The sequence below is a fragment of the Pseudomonas sp. E6002 genome (genome assembly GCF_013385565.1).
Taxonomy (GTDB): Bacteria; Pseudomonadota; Gammaproteobacteria; order Pseudomonadales; family Pseudomonadaceae; genus Aquipseudomonas.
In genome coordinates this window covers 1-14,856 of record NZ_JACAPT010000024.1, presented here as the reverse complement: position 1 = coordinate 14,856, position 14,856 = coordinate 1, and the positions used below count along the sequence as shown (strand labels likewise).

The 14,856-nt window shown below is 62.8% G+C and carries 13 protein-coding genes; 11 read left to right on the top strand and 2 right to left on the bottom strand.

Annotated features, from left to right (window positions below; translation table 11 throughout):
- Window positions 1-48: 48 nt before the first annotated feature.
- Both HX815_RS19990 and HX815_RS19985 read right to left on the bottom strand, forming a co-directional pair.
- Window positions 49-1,785, bottom strand: a complete 1,737-nt coding sequence (locus tag HX815_RS19990; protein ID WP_102606333.1) for a hypothetical protein — start codon at window positions 1,783-1,785, stop codon at window positions 49-51.
- Window positions 1,782-3,608 carry a tyrosinase family protein gene (locus HX815_RS19985; RefSeq protein ID WP_177028762.1) on the bottom strand — a complete coding sequence of 609 codons (1,827 nt, stop codon included), beginning with the start codon at window positions 3,606-3,608 and terminating at the stop codon, window positions 1,782-1,784. Before HX815_RS19985 ends, HX815_RS19990 begins: the two co-directional genes overlap by 4 nt.
- A 159-nt stretch (window positions 3,609-3,767) precedes the next feature.
- On the opposite strand from HX815_RS19985, the gene HX815_RS19980 reads away from it, so the two are divergent.
- The 11 genes from HX815_RS19980 (at window position 3,768) to HX815_RS19930 (ending at window position 14,821) form a co-directional block, all read left to right on the top strand.
- The gene (locus tag HX815_RS19980) at window positions 3,768-4,232 is read left to right on the top strand and encodes an Lrp/AsnC family transcriptional regulator (protein WP_032899475.1); all 465 of its coding nucleotides are present in this window, start codon (window positions 3,768-3,770) and stop codon (window positions 4,230-4,232) included.
- Window positions 4,233-4,750: 518 nt separating this feature from the next.
- The gene (locus HX815_RS19975) at window positions 4,751-5,344 is read left to right on the top strand and encodes a transposase (RefSeq protein ID WP_087694077.1); all 594 of its coding nucleotides are present in this window, start codon (window positions 4,751-4,753) and stop codon (window positions 5,342-5,344) included.
- 59 nt (window positions 5,345-5,403) lie between these two features.
- Complete coding sequence (locus tag HX815_RS19970) at window positions 5,404-7,002, top strand: ShlB/FhaC/HecB family hemolysin secretion/activation protein (RefSeq protein WP_008430334.1); 1,599 nt, start codon at window positions 5,404-5,406, stop codon at window positions 7,000-7,002.
- A 24-nt stretch (window positions 7,003-7,026) separates the two neighbouring features.
- Window positions 7,027-8,826 (top strand): DUF2341 domain-containing protein, encoded by a 1,800-nt coding sequence (locus tag HX815_RS19965; protein ID WP_177009738.1) that lies wholly within the window; start codon window positions 7,027-7,029, stop codon window positions 8,824-8,826.
- An 11-nt stretch (window positions 8,827-8,837) separates the two neighbouring features.
- Complete coding sequence (locus HX815_RS19960) at window positions 8,838-9,263, top strand: biopolymer transporter ExbD (protein ID WP_003211540.1); 426 nt, start codon at window positions 8,838-8,840, stop codon at window positions 9,261-9,263.
- A 3-nt stretch (window positions 9,264-9,266) separates the two neighbouring features.
- On the top strand, window positions 9,267-9,974 hold the full coding sequence (locus tag HX815_RS19955) for an energy transducer TonB (protein ID WP_177009737.1): 708 nt from the start codon (window positions 9,267-9,269) through the stop codon (window positions 9,972-9,974).
- 41 nt (window positions 9,975-10,015) lie between these two features.
- Complete coding sequence (locus HX815_RS19950) at window positions 10,016-11,713, top strand: putative porin (protein WP_177028761.1); 1,698 nt, start codon at window positions 10,016-10,018, stop codon at window positions 11,711-11,713.
- A 17-nt stretch (window positions 11,714-11,730) separates the two neighbouring features.
- Window positions 11,731-12,357 (top strand): DNA repair protein, encoded by a 627-nt coding sequence (locus HX815_RS19945; protein ID WP_177028760.1) that lies wholly within the window; start codon window positions 11,731-11,733, stop codon window positions 12,355-12,357.
- Window positions 12,358-12,377: 20 nt separating this feature from the next.
- Complete coding sequence (locus HX815_RS19940; protein ID WP_134326873.1) at window positions 12,378-12,860, top strand: YbjN domain-containing protein; 483 nt, start codon at window positions 12,378-12,380, stop codon at window positions 12,858-12,860.
- Window positions 12,857-13,792 carry a peptidylprolyl isomerase gene (locus HX815_RS19935; RefSeq protein WP_177028759.1) on the top strand — a complete coding sequence of 312 codons (936 nt, stop codon included), beginning with the start codon at window positions 12,857-12,859 and terminating at the stop codon, window positions 13,790-13,792. The genes HX815_RS19940 and HX815_RS19935 overlap by 4 nt, the downstream gene beginning before the upstream one ends.
- A gap of 51 nt (window positions 13,793-13,843) precedes the next feature.
- Window positions 13,844-14,821, top strand: coding sequence for a LysR family transcriptional regulator (locus HX815_RS19930; protein ID WP_177021677.1), 978 nt, complete (start codon window positions 13,844-13,846; stop codon window positions 14,819-14,821).
- Window positions 14,822-14,856 lie beyond the last annotated feature (35 nt).

Genomic DNA, 14,856 nt, shown 5'->3' with positions numbered 1-14,856 from the left:
GCAGGTAAAGCCGCACCCTGGGTGGGTGCGGCTGATGGGCTGTATCAGTCAGGCGCCAGGCACCAGCGCCAATCCGGATTCCCATGGGTGTTCCGCCGCGCTGGGATTATCGGCTTCGCCCGGGTTGAGGGCGCGCACTGTCACCAGCCCCGGTGCGGCAGTGGGGCTTACGGTGATGGTCAGCAGGTAGCCCTGGGTGCCACCGGAGTTGGTTTGCCCGGGGATGGCCGAGGCATCCGGCAGGAACTTTGTGACCTGCGCCGTCACCCCAGGATTGGAGAATTGCACCCGCGCCGTCTCGGCGGTGGTCTTGAGGTCGGCGCCTTGTACCACCAGGGCAAACTGCCCGCTGGTGCCGGGTGCCAGCCAGGCCGGCAGGTCGGTGGGTGACTGCCCGTAGAACAGGTCCAGCGGCAACAGCTGTACCGGCCAGGGTTGCACACCGTTGACCCGGTCCGTCACGCACGGGCAGGAATCCGGCGTCGGGCTGATGGGCGTGGTTGTCACACTCAGGCCCACCAGCAACTGCTGGGCAATCACCCACACGTAGTCGATCGGCTGGCCGCTGATGGTGATGTCGTTTATCGAGAACCCGGCGCTGACCGGCACTTCAAACACCGCTTGCAGAATCTGGTCGGAGCCGTTGGCGGCGGATTTGGCGGTGCCACGGGTGATTTTCCAGTACTGGCTGACATCCTGGCCCTGGGGGCCTTTCCACGCCGAGAAGTCGGTGGGTTGTTGCAGGTACAAGCCGATGGGGTTGGTCAGCGACAGCCGGTTGTTCACTGCCACGCTGTTGGCCGAGAAACCGATATGCGGATCGGAGTTGCGGTAGTTCTGCCCGTATTGCGCGCAGCAGATCAACGCCTGGGAATTCTGGCTGCTGCTCAATGGCCGCAGGATGGTCGCCGCGGCAGCCAGGTACACCTCGGCGCTCAGGGTGTTGGGGCCGGAGGTCAGGTGCATCGCACCGCCGTACTGGCCTGGCACACAGGCGGTGCCGGCGTTCCATTTGTTGACGGTGTCGTAGGCCGGTTGACCGGTGGTGGGGTCGATGACCGGGTCGCCGGCCTTACCGGTCGGGCAGTCGGCGGTGTAGCGCAGGTACAGGTCTTCGAGTTGCACCTGCGGGTCGATGTAGTCGCGATACAGCCCCAGTACAGCAGTCGGATCGATGCGCCACATGGCCAGGAAATACGCCGGGTTTTCGCAAGTGAAGGTGATCTTGCGCATGTTGCCGTCGGCATCGCGCACGATGGACCACTCGCAATATTCGTCAAGCCAGCCACGGGGGCCCGAAGGCGAGAAATCCTTGTACTTGCCTTGCCAGTCGATGCTCGGGCAGCGAGTGACGGGGAGTTGCAGCAGGGTGCCTTGCTTGTTCGGGTCGTAGAGCATGTACAGGGTATTGTTGATCGTAATCTGGCCGTTGTCGGTCAGCTCCATCACCTGTTGCATGGACATGGCCTTGCCGCCCAACTGTGGAATCACCGCCGTGCCGTTGTTATAGAAAAACGTCCACAGCCGATTGGGGAAGGGCGCCCAGGTAATCGCCGGCGGCGTGGTGGGGCCGTAACCTTCCACCAGTGGGTTGTAATAGCCCGAGCGCGGCGCGTCATTGAGGCCCGACCACGGGTTGCCGATGATCGCAGACTGGGTCCAGCCGGTGAGGTCGTTGTTCCAGTCGGTTTCAAACTGCGGCAACTGGTTTTCCAGGCCCAGCTTGTTGTAGTCCTTGGGAGCTTGCCCGGCGGGAGAGGTGAATTGTTTGAAGGGTGTGCTCATGTCGATTCTCCAGGTGTTGTTGTGGTGGAAACGGAGCAGCAACCGGCACTGGGAGCAGGGCCGGCGACGGTTTGGCGCGGGTCGTCCCACACCAGTTGGGCGATAAAGCCAGGCAGCGGCGCGTACTCTTGCGGCGTCAACACCCGGGCACTATCGAGATGGGTCACCACCACGGATAACTGCGTGGTGTCAGTGGGGCGAAGGTTCAATGCGGCAGCAGTGCGCGCGGCATTCAGCGCGCGTGATACGCCATGGGTGATGCAGCGGCCTTTGTCATCCACCAGGCCCATGCCGATGCGACTGAAGCGCCCGACATAGTGCGGATTGTCGGCGCTCACCTGCTGCGGCGTGGCGTCGGGCTGGTTGAGGAATACGTCGATCAGGTAGGTGTCGTGGGTGCAGCGCACATGGTCGAACACCACCCACGGGCCCAGGCTTGCGGTTTGTTCCTGCGCTTGCATCGGCGTCGAACTTTGCTGGCAGCAGGCTTTTGCGGCCGGGCGGCGGGTGCCAAAGGGCGGTGCGACGGGCACACCGTAGTCATAGCCGATATGCCGACTGTCCTGGGCCATGTCCCCCAGGGTGGTGTAGCGCCAGGCGTCGGCACTGGTGAAGGTGACATCGTCGGCCTCGCTGCCGGCAAACGGCTGGAGCAGGCACTGGGTGGTGTACTGCGCTGCCGGATGGGCGCGGATCCAGACCTCCAGCATCCGGTCGATATTGGCGTGGTAGGAGCTGAACACCGGGTCGAACGCGGTGTAGGCGTTGTCGGCCATGTCGCAGCCGATCCAGCCGTGATAGTTGTCGTGGGGCTGCTCGTAGAGCCCGTCGAAATTCAGCGCACGGTTGGGGTACAGGTCATCTTCCTGGGGGGGATCAAACACCGGGATGTTCGCCCAGGGATAACCTGGCACGCCCTGGGGCTGGCTGAAGGTGTTGAACTTCAGGGCATCGACCACCTGTTGCTGGAAAATCCGGCTCATGCCGTACAACTGGGTGCGTTCGACGCGCTGCGTTTCGCCCCGGGTGTAGAACAGCGGGTTGCGTTGCACGAAGCGGCAGTCCACACCCGGGATGCTGGCCTTTTCACAGACCTTCGAACAGCCGTCCTTGGCAGCGGCGTAGCGCAACGGATTAGGGCGAACCTCGCCGGTGTGCGGGTGCACGTAGGTTTCATCGAGAAACGCCTGGGGCAAGCCGGCCTGGGGGCTGCCGTCGACACTGGCGTCTTCGGCCATCCAGTCCCAGTAGGGGATGGGGCAGTCGATCAGCGCTTCCAGGTACAGCAGATAGGCCCGGTGCCACAGGGCAAACGCTTCCTGGTAATGCAGGCACCAGTTGGTGTGGATATAGGCGTAACGCTGCCACGGGGAGCCGCTGTCGGCGTTGGCCACCTGCATTACGTCATCGAGGCGTGAGCGGTACAGGTTCAGTTGTTCCTGTGTCAGTGCGCGAATGTCCTGGCGCACGCGTTTGACCGGGTGAGGCAGGTCGGGTGGGGGGATGCGTTCTGCCTCGTCGAACGGTGAGGCGGGAGTGAGGCGCCAGCCCTGGTTGACCCACAGCCTGAAGGTTTCCAGCGCGTCGATGGGCCAGAACTGCTGCTGGTCGAGGGTCAGCGGCATGCTGCGGGAGGCCAGGTGCTGGTAGATGGTTTCGGACCAGGTCTTGACGGAGGCGGGGTCTTCGAGGAATACGAAGTAGGCGTTCATGCAGCCCACCCAGGAGGCGGCGACGGCGGCGCGTTGCTCTTGGGGGATCCAGTAGGGGGCGCTGAATAGGCCGTGGATATCGGTGGCCCATGTCGGTTTCGCGACTATCATAAGATCCCTCTCATGCGGCCCCGGTGCCTGATTTGGCTGGGCTGCTAAGCTGGATTGATGTTAGTGCGCCACCGCGCAGGATTTGTGCAAATTGGTGGGTGTTTACGGTGGATTCATTGCAGTTTTTTCAAGGAAGATATGGAAAAAATGACAGATGCCATGGATTTGAAGATTCTGGGGAAATTGCAAAGGGATTGCAGTCAGAGTCTGGAGTTGTTGAGTGACAGTGTCGGGCTGTCTTCAACCAGTTGTTACCGGCGTATCAGGCGGTTGGAGAGTGTCGGGATCATCAAGGCCAAGGTGGCGGTGCTGGATGAGCGCAAGCTTGGGATTCAGGTTACGGCGTTCTTCCTGATCAAGCTTGATAGGGACAGCAATGATATCGACCGCAAGATGCAGCATATCCTGGCGAGTCATCCGGAGATTCAGGACTGTTATCTGCTGACCGGGGAGTTTGATTTTGTGATGGTGGCGAAGTTTCGGGATGCCACTGAGTACACTGATTATATCTATCGGTTTTTAGAGATTTATCGGGATATTCCGATTCGTACTTATTCGTCTACTTTGGTGGTCAGGACGGTTAAGAAGTCTTATGAGTTGCCGTTGCCGGGGTCTTTGGTTTGAGTACATCTCCGTTTCTTCGGTAACGGCCGCTTATGGTTCCGCTCTTACAGCGGGTCACTTTTGGCAAACGCCCGGAATGCCGGCCCAGCCAAAAGTAACCAAAAGGTCTCTGCTCCACCACTCGGTGCCTCGCCTAGGCTCGGCATGCCCGCACTCCGTGGTTCTGCTTTTCTGTGGGAGCTGGCTTGCCTGCGATGCAGACAACTCGGTTTTTCAGATACACCGAGGCGATGCCATCGCAGGCAAGCCAGCTCCCACATTTGAACCGTGCCCGCTTTAACTTTTGATTTTGCTTCACAACACTCCAAAAGTGAGCCGCTGTAAGCGCGGAACCAATACCAGCCCTGACCGCAGCAACGGATATGCCCACCTCACCCCGCCCAAAAAAGAAGCTTTTATGACAAAAGTTCGGTAGTCCCCAGCGACCCCCGTCTTGGCTATGTAACGCGCTCAACACCGCCAAAAAAGGCGACGTCAGAGCCGCAAGCAGGATGCCAGGAGTGGGGCGAATGGGAACTATGGAACGTTACTCGAAAGTCGGCATGCAGGAGCTCGACCAGCGCCTGTCAAAGATCGTCGAAGCCGCACGCAAAAAACCGGTCTCGGTCTACCGCTATGGCGCACCGTGGGTATGGATCGTCTCCCAGGACGACTGGCAAGGCGCGCTCAAGGAAGTCTCCAGCTACATCCCCGCAGGCCATTCACTGGTCTTGCTGCGCCCGCAGATCGACGACATCCTCGACCTCCACCGCGACCTGCTCCAGGCCCAACCCGGCACCCAGATCGCCCCCCAGACCGTCTTGCAGATCCTGCTGCTGCAACTCCTGTACTCAGTCCCCAACGAACAGCAACTGCACGAACAACTCAACTACAACCTGCTGTTCCGCTGGTTCGTCGGCCTCGACCTGAACCAGAAAGTCTGGGGCATCAACCTCCTGCAACGCGACATCGCCACGTTCCTGAACAACCCGCAGGCGGTGCAGTTGATCCAGAAAATCATTGGTGAAGTGTTCTGTGGCGCCTTGCTGCACATGCCGGAGTTCTCCCTGAACTTCGCCCTGCTGCACACCTGGCTCGCACGGCACGGCAACACCTCGATATCCAGCAATTGAACTGGCCAAACGCCGGGCAAACGGCGACGGCAATCATCTCGAGTAAACCAGGGGGCGGTGTGGAGCATCTGTTCAAATCAACGCTGGCGCTGTGCTGGCTGACGCTGGGTGCACTGGCGCAACCGCTACAGGCCGAAGAGCAGGGCACCCAGCCCGAGCCTCCGGCACGGCTGGTGGACGTCAACGAGTACTTCGTGCGCGGCAACACCGTGCTCGACGCTCGTGCGATCGAAGAGGCGGTGTACCCGTTTCTCGGCCCGCAAAAGACCCTCGCCGACATCGAAGGCGCCCGGGATGCCTTGCAGAAGATCTATCAGGCACGCGGCTATCAGTCGGTGTTCGTCGAACTGCCGGAGCAGAAGGTCGATGACGGAATCGTCTACCTGCAGGTCAGCGAAACCAAGGTCGGGCGCGTCCGCGTGGTCGGCGCCAAGCACTATTCGCCGGTGGAAATCCGCGACGAAGTACCCGGCTTGAAGGAGGGCGCGGTTCCGGATTTCACCAGCGTGCAAACCCAACTCGCCGGCCTCAATCGCAGCGCCGGGCGGCAGGTCACGCCGCTGGTCCGCGAAGGCCAGCGCCCCGGCACCATGGACGTCGACCTGCAGGTGGAAGACCAGAACCCCTGGCACGCCAGCCTCGGCCTGAACAACGACTACAGCGCCGACACCAAGGAGCTGCGCAGCGTCGCGACCCTGGGTTACGACAACCTCTGGCAACTGGGCCACAGCATTTCCCTGACCTACTTCACCGCACCCCAGGACAGCGACAACGCCAAGGTCTGGTCGGGCTCCTACACCGCGCCGCTGACTGATCGCTGGAGCCTGCAGTTCTCCGGTTATCAGTCCGACAGCAACATCGCCACCATCGGCGGCAGCAACGTGTTGGGCAAGGGCCATTCCTACGGCGTGTCGGCGATCTACAGCCTGCCGGCCAGTGGCAATTGGGCCAATTCGTTCTCTGCCGGGGTCGACTTCAAGGACTTCAAGGAGCAGATGAAGTTTGGCGGCAGCACGGACGATATCCCGCTCAAGTACGCACCGCTGACCTTCGGCTACAACGGCTACCGCTACACCGAGCAGTCGCAATTGGGGCTGGGCTTGAGCCTGGTGGTGGGTACCCGCGCGTTCTTCGGCTACGGCAGCGACGCCGAGGAGTTCCAGTACAAGCGTGACAAGGCCAGCCCGAGTTTTGCGGTGCTCAAGGGCGACCTGAATTACACCTACACCTTCGGCAACGACTGGCAGTCGGCGTCCAAGGCCGGCTTCCAGCTGGCCTCGGGGCCGCTGGTGTCCAACGAGCAATATTCCGCTGGCGGCGCTACGTCGGTACGCGGGTATCTCGCCGCCGAGCGCACCGGCGACGAAGGCTACCTGTTGTCCCAGGAGCTGCGCACGCCGTCCCTGGCCAAGTTCCTCGGCAGCTACGTGCAGGAGTGGCGCTTCTATGCGTTTGCCGAAGGCGCACGCCTGCGCCTGCATGACCCGCTGCCCGAGCAGGAAGACGAATACAGCCTGGCCAGTGTCGGCCTCGGCACCCGCGCCAGTTTGAGCAAGTGGTTGTCCGGCAGCCTGGATTGGGGCTACCCGCTGCTTGAAGGCCCAAATACCCAGAAACAGGACTCGCGACTGCACTTCAGTGTGCAGGCGACTTTCTGACCCCTTTTTTCGGAGACTCCTGACATGCAACGCCTATTTCTGAGCCTGTTGATCTGCCTGGGCTTCGCGCTCCCGGCCACCGCCCATGCCTGGTGGCAGGACGATTGGCACTACCGTAAACAGATCACGGTGGACACCACCTCCCAGGGCGCAGCCATCAGCCAGGCCCTGGGCCGCACTGCGTTGCTGGTGCGCCTGCACACCGGCAACTTCAGCTTTGACGGGGTCAAGGACGACGGCGCCGACCTGCGCTTTGTCAGCGCCGATGACAAGACCGTGTTCAACCACCAGATCGAAAGCTTCGACCCGCTGATGGGCATGGCGCTGATCTGGGTCGATGTGCCCAAGGTCGAAGGCGGCCAGCGCCAGGACCTGTGGATGTACTACGGCAACCAGAAGGCGCCGGCCACCGCCAACGGCCAGTTGACCTTCGACCCGAACTACACCGCGCTCTACCACTTCGACGGCGCCAACGGCACGCCGCCCCGGGACACCACGGCCTACGGCAACACTGCCGTAAACGCCACCGGTGCGAGCATCGACGGCGTGATCGGCCGGGCCTTGCAGTTCAGTGGCCAGCCGTTGCTGCTGCCAGCCAGCCCGTCGCTGCAACACGCAGCGGGCGGCGCCTTCACTTTCAGCGCCTGGTTGCGGGTCGACCAGGCCAGCGGCGAGCAAGTGGTGGTGGCCCGTCGCGAGGGCGCCCACAGCCTGTTGCTGGGCTTGAACCAGGGCATGCCGTTTATTGAAATCGACGGCCAGCGCGCCGTCTCGACCCAGCCGCTGAACCCCGGCCAATGGCAGCACCTGGCGTTCACCGCCGAGGGCGACAAGGTCTCGCTGTACGTCAACGGCCGTGAGACCGCGACCCTCGCAGTGGCGATGCCGGCGTTCAATTCGCAACTGGCCATCGGTGCCGATTTGCCGGAAGCCGCCGGCGGGCACCTGCCGTTTACCGGGGCCATGGACGAACTGCGCTTGTCCAAGGTCGCGCGCCCGGCAGCCCTGTTGCTGGCCGATGCCACGGCCCAGGGCGCCGAGTCGAAACTGGTGGCCTATGGCGTGGATGAAGAACAGTCGGGCTTCGGCTTCGGCAGCCTGGGGTTCCTGCTCAAGGCGGTGCCGGTGGATGCCTGGGTGATCATCCTGGTGCTGGTGGGGATGATGTTCCAGTCGTGGTTCATCATGCTCCGCAAGAACCGCCAGGTCAGTCGCGTGAGTGCTGCCAACGATATCTTCCGCGAGCAATTCGCACAGATCGGTACGCGCCTGGAGATGTACTACGACGACGCGTTGCTGGCTGAGCGCCTGACCCATTCCTCGCTGTGGCGCCTGTACCGGGTCGCGGTCAAGGAAATCCGCACTCGCCGCGCCCAGGGCGCCGACACCTCGTCGGTCTCGGCAGCCACCATCGAAGCCATCCGCTGCTCCATGGACGGCGTGCGCACCCGGGAAAACCAGCAACTCGGCGCCAAGCTGTCGACCCTCTCCAACGCGATTGCCGGTGGCCCGTATATCGGCCTGCTCGGCACCGTGCTGGGGATCATGGTGGTGTTCCTCGGCACGGCGATGGCCGGCGACGTGAACATCAACGCCATCGCCCCGGGCATGGCGGCGGCCTTGCTGGCCACGGCCATGGGCCTGTTTGTCGCGATCCCCGCGCTGTTTGGCTACAACCGCCTGATTACCCGCAACAAGGAAGTCAGCGCCGACATGCGCGTGTTCGTCGACGAGTTCATCACCCGCCTGGCGGAGATGCACGGCGAGAGCCAGCACAGTGAAGCGGCGCACCGTCGCGACCACCACGCCCACGTCCCGGCCTGAGGAGAATCAGCATGGCTTCCGTGAATGCCTCCCACGACGATGACGATGACGCACCCGTCGACAGCATCAACATCACGCCCCTGGTGGACGTGCTGATGGTGGTGTTGGTGATGTTTATCCTCACCGCCACCGCCCAGGTCTCGGGGATCCAGATCCACCTGCCCAAGGCCAGTGCTTCGGTATCGCTGTCCGAGGCCAAGACCAAGGCCATCTCGGTGAACGATGGCGGCCAGGTGTTTCTCGACGCTTACCCGGTGACCTTGCCTGAACTCGAAGAGCGCCTGCGCATCGAGAAAGCGCTGAACCCGGACTTCCCGGTGATCGTGCGCGGCGACGCCATGGTGCAGTACCAGAAGGTCATCGAAGTGCTCGACCTGCTGCGTCGCCTGGAGCTGTCCCAGGTCGGGCTGGTCACCGGCAAACCGAGCCAGGGCTGAGTCATGACCGCACAGATGCCGATCACGCCGACGCCCCTCAAGAACAAGCCGCCATTGCGCCCGCTGAAGTGGGGCATTGGCCTGCTGCTGGGCGCCGTGGCTGCCTGGTTTCTCTGGCAGTGGGCCAATGACATGAGTGGCGTGCGCCGTGAAGCGCCCAAGGTGCCGACGATTATTCCGTTGCCGCCACCGCCACCACCGCCGCCGGAAAAACCCAAGGAACCGGAGCCCGAGGTGCAGGAAAAAATCCCTGAGCCGGAACCCACGCCGACCCCCGACGAGGTCAAGCCCGAGGAAGAGGCACCGCCTTCGCCAGCAGACGACCTGGCCAACCCGATGCAGATCGACGGCGACGCTCAGTCCGGTACCGACGGTTTCAACATCGGTGCCGGCAAGGGCGGCGGCATGGCCGGTTCCGGTGGTGGCGGGCTCGGCACCGGGACGTTCAAGCAGTACCTGGCCGGGGTGTTCCAGCGCCTGCTGCGGGAAGACCCGGAGCTGCGCAAGAAGGCCTACACGGTGCAGGCCGACCTGTGGCTGAGCGCAGACGGCGAGGTGACGCGCGTGGAGCTGGCCAAGTCCAGCGGCGACGCCGACACCGACGCCCAGGTGCTGGCCGCATTGCGTGCCACACCGCGGCTGAAGGAACGCACACCCGCCTCAATGACCCTGCCGGTACGCCTGTCCCTCAAGGGCCGGCGCCCGGATTGATCGAACCCTTTTTTGCAGTTTTCTACAGGAGTTGTGTGCAGATGATTTCCCACGTGAATCGATTGACCCTGGCGGTCGGCATGGTCATCGCGACCCTGGTCGGCCAGGCGACGGCCGCCGCCGCGCCTTCGGAAAACGCCACGATCAACCTGATCCGCCTGCTGGTGCAGCAAGGTGTGCTCAAGCAGGAACAGGCCGACGGGCTGATCGCCCAGGCTGAAAAAGAGGCTCAGCAGGCACGCCAGGCCAGCACCGCCACGGCAGTAGCGGCAGGTCCAACTGCGGCCCCCGGCGATGTGCGGGTGCAGTACGTGCCGGCAGCGGTGCGCGACCAGATTCGCGACCAGGTCAAGGCCGAGGTCATGGCCACCGCCAAGCAGGAAAACTGGGCCCAGCCCAACACGTTCCCGGAGTGGGTCTCGCGCATCAGCTTCGACGGCGATATTCGCCTGCGGGATGAGTCGCGCTATTTCTCGGGCAACAACAGCAATGAAATCGTCGATTACGCCAAGCTCAACGACAGCGGCCCCTACGACGTGAACAAGAACACCAACACCAAATTGCCGCCGCTGCTCAACACCCGCGAAGACCGCGAGAACCTGTTCCGCCTGCGCGCCCGCCTGGGCATGAAAGCCGTGATCTCGCCGGAATGGACCGCCGGCATCCGCCTCGGCACCGGCAACGACAACAACCCGGTGTCCACCACCCAGACCCTGGGCGGCGGCTTCGGCAAGAAAGACATCTGGCTCGACCAGGGCTACCTCACCTGGAAGACCACCGACTACATGACCCTGACCGCCGGACGTTTTGCCAACCCGTTCTATTCCACCGACATGATGTATTCCGGGGACCTCAACTTCGACGGTGTGGCGGCGATCTTCAACCACAAGCTCAACAGCGACTGGGGCCTGTTCGGCACCCTCGGCGCGTTCCCGGTGGAATACAGCCCCGACACCGCCACCACCAACGGCTTCGACAAGGACGAGAGCGAAAACAAATGGCTGTTCGGCGGGCAGATCGGCGCCGACTGGAAGATCAACCGCAGCAACAGCCTGAAGGGCTCGATGGCCTACTACCACTTCGGCGATATCCAGGGCGAACGCTCCAGCCCTTGCTCGCCGTGGGCCGGCCAGCCGGCGTGCGATACCGATGGCACGCGCCTGGCCTTCATGCAGAAGGGCAACAGCGTGTTCCTGCTGCGGGACATCACCCCCAACCCGGCAACGCCTGGCCTGACCCCGCAACCGCAATTCGTCGGCCTGGCGTCCAAGTTCAACGTGCTGGACCTCAACCTGGCCTGGGACAGCGAGCTGCCGGAAGACCTCAAGCTGCGCAGCCAGACCAACTTCATCCACAACCTGGCCTACGACAAGGGCGAGATGCTCAAGCGCAGCGAAGGCCAGATCGTCAACAACCTCAACAGCGACGGCCAGTTTGAAAGCGGCGGCAATGCGCTGCTGGTGCAGTTCACCCTCGGCAGTGCGCTGGAGATGCGCAAGAAGGGCGATTGGAACGTGCTGGCCGGCTACAAATACATCCAGCCGGATGCCTTGCCGGACGGCTTCAACGACTCCTCGTTCCACCTCGGCGGCACCAACGCCAAGGGCTATTTCATCGGTGCCAACTACGGCCTCGACAAGAACATCTACGCCAGTGCCCGTTGGCTCAGCGCCTCCGAAGTGTATGGCGCGCCGTTTGAAGTGGATGTCATGCAACTGGAACTCAACACGCGCTTCTGATGCGCCGGAGAAAGCTCATGAACACGCGAATTTGCGGCCTGCTTCTACTGCTCGTCACCACCGGCGCTTCGGCTGAAGGCATGGAGGAGCGCCTGCGCACTCAGCTGCGCAGCACCACCCAGCAGTTGCGGGCGCTGCAAAGCGAGCAGGCCCAAGCCAGTGCCGCACGCATCGCCGCCGAAACCCAGGCCAAGCAGGCCCAGGCGCAGGTCAAGCAACTGACCGCCGAACTGGAAAAGACCCGTGGCGTGGCCGAGCAACTGGTGGGCCAGCAACAGAGTCTGCACAGCCAGGCCCAGGCCCAGGTGGCCGCGAGCAATGAGCAGGTGGGCAAGTTCAAGAAAGCCTATGAAGACTTGCTGGTAATCGCCCGGGGCAAAGAAACCGAGCGCGCACGTTTGCAGGCGCAACTCACGGAACGTGACACACAAGTGCAGCAATGTTCAGTCAAGAATCAACAGATGTACGACGTGGCCCAGCAGTTGCTGACGGCCTACGAAAAAATCGACGTGGCCGACGTGATGAGCATCCGCCAACCGTTCGCCAGCAGCACCCGGGTCAAGTTCGAGGAACTCGCCCAGGGTTTTGGTGACGGCCTTTACCTTAATCGGTTCGATGCTCCACAGACCGTCACTAATCATTGATCGACAAGGAAGATACCCCTATGAGCGACGTACAACTGATCACCAGCGTGACCCCGCAAGCCTTGACCGAGCTGCTGCAGGAAGCCGGCTACCGAGTCAACCAGACCGAGCAGAACGGCATCGTGCAATTGCTCAGCGCAAGCCAGGGCATCGGCTTCGCCGTGCGTTTCGGCAACCCGGCGGCAGAGCAGGGCAGCTATGTGGACTTCACCTACAGCTGCGCGCTGCGGGTGCAGGGCGAATTGCCCGAGGGGCTGGCCCAGGTCTGGAACGCTTCCCGACGTTTTGCGCGGTTGTCGTTGCAGGGTGAGTTCCTGCTGATGGAGATGGACGTGGTGGCCGCCGGCGTGGGTGCGCCGTACTTGCGCAATCAGCTGGAATTGTGGGACCGCCTGCTGCAGGAATTCATCGTCTACCTGCGTGAATACAGCCAGCAAGCCGCGCAGCTCCAGGCCGGGTCCGCGCCTGCTGTCGACGCGCGCGAAGAGGCGCCTGCACTGTGAAGAAACCAGCCCTGGTGGTCGGCGCTGGCGCCCTGGTGGTGCTGGCGGTCGCGGTGGGGTTGAGCCTGCGGCCGGGCAGTGACCCGGTCGCAGCCCAGCAGCCGGCGCCGGTGGCCGTGAAGGACGGGCCGGCGGTGGCGCGCCTGGGCAACCAGCAGATCGACCTCGCCGAACTCAAGTCGGTGTTGGCCGCCTTGCCGGCGGAAACCCGCGAGCAACTGCGTGGCAACCGTGGCGCCCTGGAAACCTGGCTGCGTTCACGCCTGGCGCAAAAGGCCGTGCTTGAACAGGCAGATGCGCAGGGCTGGCGGCAGCGCCCGGAGGTGGAGCAACAGACCCGCGCCGCCACCGAGCAGATCGTATTTCGCGACTACATGTTGTCGGTCAGCCAGGTGCCGACGGATTACCCCAGCGCCGCCGAATTGCAGCAAGCCTATGACAGCGGCAAGGCACAATGGGTGACGCCGCCGTTGTACCAGGTCAGCCAGATTTTCCTGGCCGTGAGCGACCCGCAAACCGTCGACAATGTGCGCCGCCAGGCCCAGGAGTTGAGCCGCAAGGCGCAGGCCTCGCCAGGCGAGTTTGCCGCCCTGGCCAGCCAGTATTCCCAGGACCCCGACAGCGCCCGGCGCGGTGGCGATGCCGGGATGCAGCCGTTGCAGCAACTGGTGCCTGAAATGCGCGGTGTGGTGGCGCGGCTCAAGACGGGCGGGGTGTCGGAGCCGGTGCAGAGTGCGGCGGGTTTTCACGTGCTCAAACTCACTGGGCAACAACCGGCGCGCACCGCCACGCTGGATGAACTGCGTGGCCGCTTGACCGAGGCCTTGCGTGCGCAACGCCAGGAGCAGATTGCCAAGGCCTACCTGGAAGGCATGCTCAATACCGCGACCTTGAGTATCGACGGCGCCGAGCTGAACAAGGTACTGGAGTAAAACCGTATCACCGCATTGGATGCACAGTACCCACAAGACAGGGAGTCTCCCATGGTATTTGTTGAACCGGCTGTACCCCACGGCGTCGCGCCTTATCGTGCGTCGACCGAATCCCGCGAGGCCTGGCTGGCCCTGGCGGCCGCCATCGAGCCCGAGGTGGCGCAGTATTTCCTGATCAGCGCCCGCTGTGGGTGTTTCATGCAGGCGGCTCGCAGCCTCAATATCAAGGCCACGCAGTTGCGCAAGCGCCTGGCGCAGCTGGAAGAGCAACTGCGGCGTTCGCTGTTCAGCTATCAGGGCAATGTCCTGGCCCTGAGTCGTGAAGGGCAGCAGTTGCAGGCGCAGTTGATTGCCCTGGCGCATGAGCGACGCTTGCCGGTGCTGGAGCAGCCGTTGATTCGGCTGGCGGTTGCCGAGTCGATCCTGCATGACATTCTGGGGCGGGACCTGATTGCGCTGTTGCGGCGCAATGCGAGTGTGCGGCTGGAGATCATTTCCATCGACAGCGAGTTGGGGTTGCAGGCGCTGGATGCGGATGTGGTGGTGTGGTTGTCGGGGATGGATTCGCCGGGGGCGGGGCCGAGTTTTGCCATTGGGGCGCCAGAGGTGTTGGCGCGGTTGGATTATTCGCCGCATATTGCCAAGCGGTATTCGCGGTTGGCAGTGCGGCCGGACAGCATTGAAGACCTTGCGGATTATATGTTGGTGCAGTGGCAGCCGGACCGGCAGGTGGAGGCGCTGCGGCCGTGGAATAGCCTGGTGGAGCAGCGGCTGGCGGGGGTAGTGCGGGTGGAAGCGTATCCGCTGATGCTGGAGATGATTCGGTGCAGTGCGTGTATTGGGTTGTTGCCGCGGTATATGAGTTGTTTTGATCGTGGGTTGACGGCGTTGGATGGGGTGTTTCTGGAGGGGATGCAGCGGCAGGTCTGGATGGGGGTGGGTGCTGATGTGCGGCATCCGCTGGAGGTGGGGTGGGTGGTGGAGATGATTCGGAATACGTTTCTTGAGCGGGGGGAGTGGTTTGATTGATTGATTGATTGAGTACCCCCCGGTGTCAGGGTAGT